Source organism: Yersinia aldovae ATCC 35236 (assembly GCF_000173735.1).
GTDB classification, from domain to species: domain Bacteria; phylum Pseudomonadota; class Gammaproteobacteria; order Enterobacterales; family Enterobacteriaceae; genus Yersinia; species Yersinia aldovae.
In genome coordinates, this window is record NZ_ACCB01000093.1 from 1 (window position 1) to 1305 (window position 1305).

Consider the following 1305-nt stretch of genomic DNA (forward strand, 5'->3'; position numbering starts at 1 on the left):
CTTCCTGCTGCAAATGTTGGTGCCACCTCCACCGGTAGCAGGGCAAACGCCACAAAGTGAAGCCAATGCTGCGATAGCGCAAAAGCTGGATACAGCGGTGAAAGAATTTGGCAGTGATGTTGTGACAAAATGCCTCTCTGGTAGTGATTGCCCAATGGCTGCGCAAGTTGCAATATTGGCTATCCAGGCAATGATGGGGCAAGGAGAAAATGGCCCTTCTAATACTGGTGGTGACCAGATAGCTGAGTCAGGCTCAACCAACACGGGCGGAGATCAAATAGCAGATAATTCACCAAGTCATACAGGTAATGACCAATCTACAGGTCAGGCGATTACTGATACTGGTAATACGGATGGCAAGCCGGATACGGGTGGAAATACGACAGTAACGCCGATCCCAGAGCAGAATAAAGATGATTTGGCTTATCTGGCAGATAATAGTACGTATGTACCTAGCCCAAAACATGCAACCGGGGGTTGGGGGAACACCAATGGACTTAAGTGACTCAAAAGCACAAGAGGTTCTAAATAACTCAATCCAAGGTGGCAAACAACAATATGGTATTAGTGATGGTAAAGTATATGAGTTTCAACCAGATAATGCTGGTGGTTGGCATGGATATCCAATACCGGGAACAGAAGCACCACCCAAAGTATTACGTGAGTTTCTTGCTCGTGGCGATATTAGTAAGGCTGAATATAATAAATTGATCAAGGGAAAATAATGAATAGATTAAGATTCAGTTTACTTAAAGGTTCATTGCAGGATGAATATCAATTAGTTGATATATCAATAAAAAATGAGACTAACTCAACATCTATTTTCTGTGGAAATATCAATCTACCCAGATTTATTGAATGGCTATTTGATAATGAATACGAAATTAAAACATCAGAATTGCCGATAAATACCACAGATAGTGGCTCCTTGGCTTATAAAATTTGGCACTTCTATGAAAGTGAAGAAATAGAAAATGATATTATAGCTGATGCAATGTTTGACTATCGAGCAAGCCATTGCCTTCGATTTGCGGCACGAGGAACTGATTTCCCTGAGATTTATATTGGAAAGTTAGGCTGTAAACATGAAATATCTATGTTCACTAGTAATGACTCATGGCAGTACTTTATTGATATATTGGATTTTTATGAAAGTATAACCGTCCTTACTGATAAGAAGTAAAAATGTCGATGACCTGAGCCGCGACACCGACAATGCCAACGGCAGCATCGGCCCGATATTTGATAAAGAGAAAGAGCAAAACCGGCTCAAAGAAGCACAGCTGATTGGTGAGATTGGTGGCC

Annotated in this window: 2 protein-coding genes and 2 pseudogenes; all 4 read left to right on the forward strand. The window is 41.3% G+C overall.

Features of this window, described 5'->3' with window-relative positions; all coding sequences use genetic code 11:
* Window positions 1–505: pseudogene (locus YALDO0001_RS21620) on the forward strand (hypothetical protein); the annotation flags it as partial.
* On the forward strand, window positions 492–725 hold the full coding sequence (locus YALDO0001_RS21625) for an SHOCT domain-containing protein (protein WP_049596093.1): 234 nt from the start codon (window positions 492–494) through the stop codon (window positions 723–725). The pseudogene YALDO0001_RS21620 and the gene YALDO0001_RS21625, both read left to right, overlap by 14 nt.
* Window positions 725–1183: a hypothetical protein gene (locus YALDO0001_RS19340; protein ID WP_004705645.1), complete on the forward strand. Its 459-nt coding sequence runs from the start codon at window positions 725–727 to the stop codon at window positions 1181–1183. The genes YALDO0001_RS21625 and YALDO0001_RS19340 overlap by 1 nt, the downstream gene beginning before the upstream one ends.
* Window positions 1176–1305, forward strand: a pseudogene (locus tag YALDO0001_RS22580) (hemagglutinin repeat-containing protein); the annotation flags it as partial. The gene YALDO0001_RS19340 and the pseudogene YALDO0001_RS22580, both read left to right, overlap by 8 nt.

Excerpts from the sequence above, each read along its gene's own strand:
- YALDO0001_RS21625 (WP_049596093.1), top strand. The coding sequence starts at position 492 with ATGGACTTAAGTGACTCAAAAGCACAAGAGGTTCTAAATAACTCAATC.
- YALDO0001_RS19340 (WP_004705645.1), top strand. The coding sequence starts at position 725 with ATGAATAGATTAAGATTCAGTTTACTTAAAGGTTCATTGCAGGATGAA.